The organism is Bradyrhizobium sp., from assembly GCF_019242285.1.
Lineage (GTDB): Bacteria > Pseudomonadota > Alphaproteobacteria > Rhizobiales > Xanthobacteraceae > Bradyrhizobium.
Genome location: NZ_JAFAVV010000934.1, coordinates 1 through 2335 on the forward strand (window position 1 = coordinate 1; position 2335 = coordinate 2335).

The window sequence follows — 2335 nt, forward strand, 5'->3', positions numbered from 1 at the left end:
GGACGCGATGGCGGCGCTGGACGAGCGGCGCGGTTGCGGACGGCGAAGCCGTGTGGTCCTGGCGCCCCGATGCTGGCGTCAAGCTTGTGACGATGCTTTCGCATCGCGCGAGTCACGGGGGCAAGAAAGCCCGGTCCCCGGGGAGAGCGCGGAATAAGCGGTAAACCACCGTGCAGGGAGGGCCGGGTCGTTTCCGCCTTCGCCTGTGGTTCCTGCCCCGTGCACTCTTCACGCACGGGGGCCATGGGTGCGGCGGGCACCCGGTCTTCCCTGCGCCCTCCGTTGTCGGAGGGACGACGGTCTCAGCAGGCCTCGGGTGCGAACGCGCCGCGAGAACGCCGGAGCTTGCTCCGATGTCATTCCTGCGACCGCAGGCGATCCAGCGTGGAATCGTAGGATGGGTAGAGCGACCTCACGCACGAAGCCAGAACAGCAGGAGCTGGGAGCGAAACCCATCAGCGGCACGGACGGCATGATGGGTTTCGCTGCGCTCTACCCATCCTACGAGCTGGATGCCCGCTCTCGCGGAGCATGACAGCGGAGTGGGGTTGGTTGACGGGTCAGATCGGAAAGCGGCGTGCGCGACATCGGTGCGCATTAACCCTTTTCTAACCATACACCGGGCAAAAATTGCCGGGTGAAGTCGAGTGTCGTGGGTCGGGTGAAACGGGGAGATCTCCGTGGACGCCAGCGCGGTGCCTCACTTTCGAAACGGTGGTCTCCGGGCCGCCGCACAATCGCTTGGGAGCCGTGAACGGCATTCGCGCGGGGACGACGGCAACATGGTCGACATCACGGCAGGTCAGGGCGCGGGTACCGCGGGCGGCTTCCCCTCGCTCAGCGAGATCGGCGGCATCCTGAGGCGCGGCGACATCGCGCTGGCGCTCGGCGTGCTCACCATCCTGGTGATCCTGATCCTGCCGCTGCCGTCGCTGATGCTCGACGTGTTCCTGGCGATCTCGATCACGCTGTCGATCCTGATCCTGATGACCTCGCTGTTCATCCAGGCGCCGCTGGAATTCTCCTCGTTCCCGACCATCCTGCTGATCTCGACCATGCTGCGGCTGTCGCTCAACCTCGCTTCGACGCGGTTGATCCTGTCGCGCGGGCACGAGGGCACGGACGCCGCCGGCCACGTCATCGAGGCGTTCGGCAATTTCGTGATGGGCGGCAATTTCGTCATCGGCATCATCGTGTTCGCGATCCTGGTCACGGTGAACTTCGTGGTCATCACCAAGGGCTCGGGCCGCATCGCCGAAGTCGCGGCGCGCTTCCACCTCGACGGCATGCCCGGCAAGCAGATGGCGACCGACGCCGACCTCTCCGCAGGCCTGATCGACGAGAAGGTGGCGCGCGAGCGGCGCAAGGCGCTGGAGGACGAGAGCGGCTTCTTCGGCGCGATGGACGGCGCCTCGAAATTCGTGCGCGGCGACGCGGTCGCCGGCCTCATGGTCGTCTTCATCAACGTGGTCGGCGGCATCATCATCGGCGTCGCACAGCAGGGCCTCTCCTTCGGCGAGGCCGCGCGCACCTACACCTTGCTCACCGTCGGCGACGGCCTGGTGACGCAGGTGCCGGCGCTGGTCGTCTCCACTGCCGCAGGCCTCCTGGTCTCCAAGGCCGGCGTCTCCGGCGCCGCCGACAAGGCGCTGATCAGGCAGTTCTCCGGCTATCCGCAGGCGCTCGGCATGGCGTCGGCGGTGATGTTCGTGCTGGCGATCCTGCCCGGCATTCCCGCGATCCCGTTCCTCGCCATGAGCTCGGGCGCCGCGGCGCTGGCCTGGTCGGCGCACAAGCGCAAGCGCGCGATGGCGGTGGAGGAAGCCAAGGCGAAGGATGCGCCCGCCGCTGCGCCCGGCGCGGCCGCGGCGGAGGAGCCGATCTCGGCGGCGCTCAAGATCGACGATCTCAAGATCGAGCTCGGCTACGCGCTGCTGCCGCTGGTCAACGGCCCCGACGGCACCGACCGCCTGACCGACCAGATCAAGGCGCTGCGCAAGTCGCTCGCCATCGAGATGGGCTTCGTGATGCCGGCGGTGCGCATCCTCGACAACGTCCAGCTCGAGGCCAACACCTACATCATCAAGATCAAGGAGGTCGATGCCGGCTCGGGCAAGATCTGGCCGAGCCAGTTCATGGTCATGGACCCCGGCGGCGGCCAGGTCACGGTGCCCGGCATCCACACCATCGAGCCGACCTTCGGGCTGCCCGCCACCTGGGTCGACGCCAGCCTGAAGGAAGAGGCGTCGCTGAAGGGCTACACCGTGGTCGATGCCGCGACCGTGCTCTCGACCCATCTCACCGAGCTGCTCAAGGCCAACATGTCGGACCTGCT

1 protein-coding gene is annotated in these 2335 nt (G+C 67.2%); it reads left to right on the forward strand.

What is annotated here, in order from left to right; translation table 11 throughout:
- Positions 1–782: 782 nt before the first annotated feature.
- The coding region (locus tag JOY90_RS38240; RefSeq protein WP_291696258.1) for a flagellar biosynthesis protein FlhA at positions 783–2335 on the forward strand (1553 nt) is incomplete at its 3' end.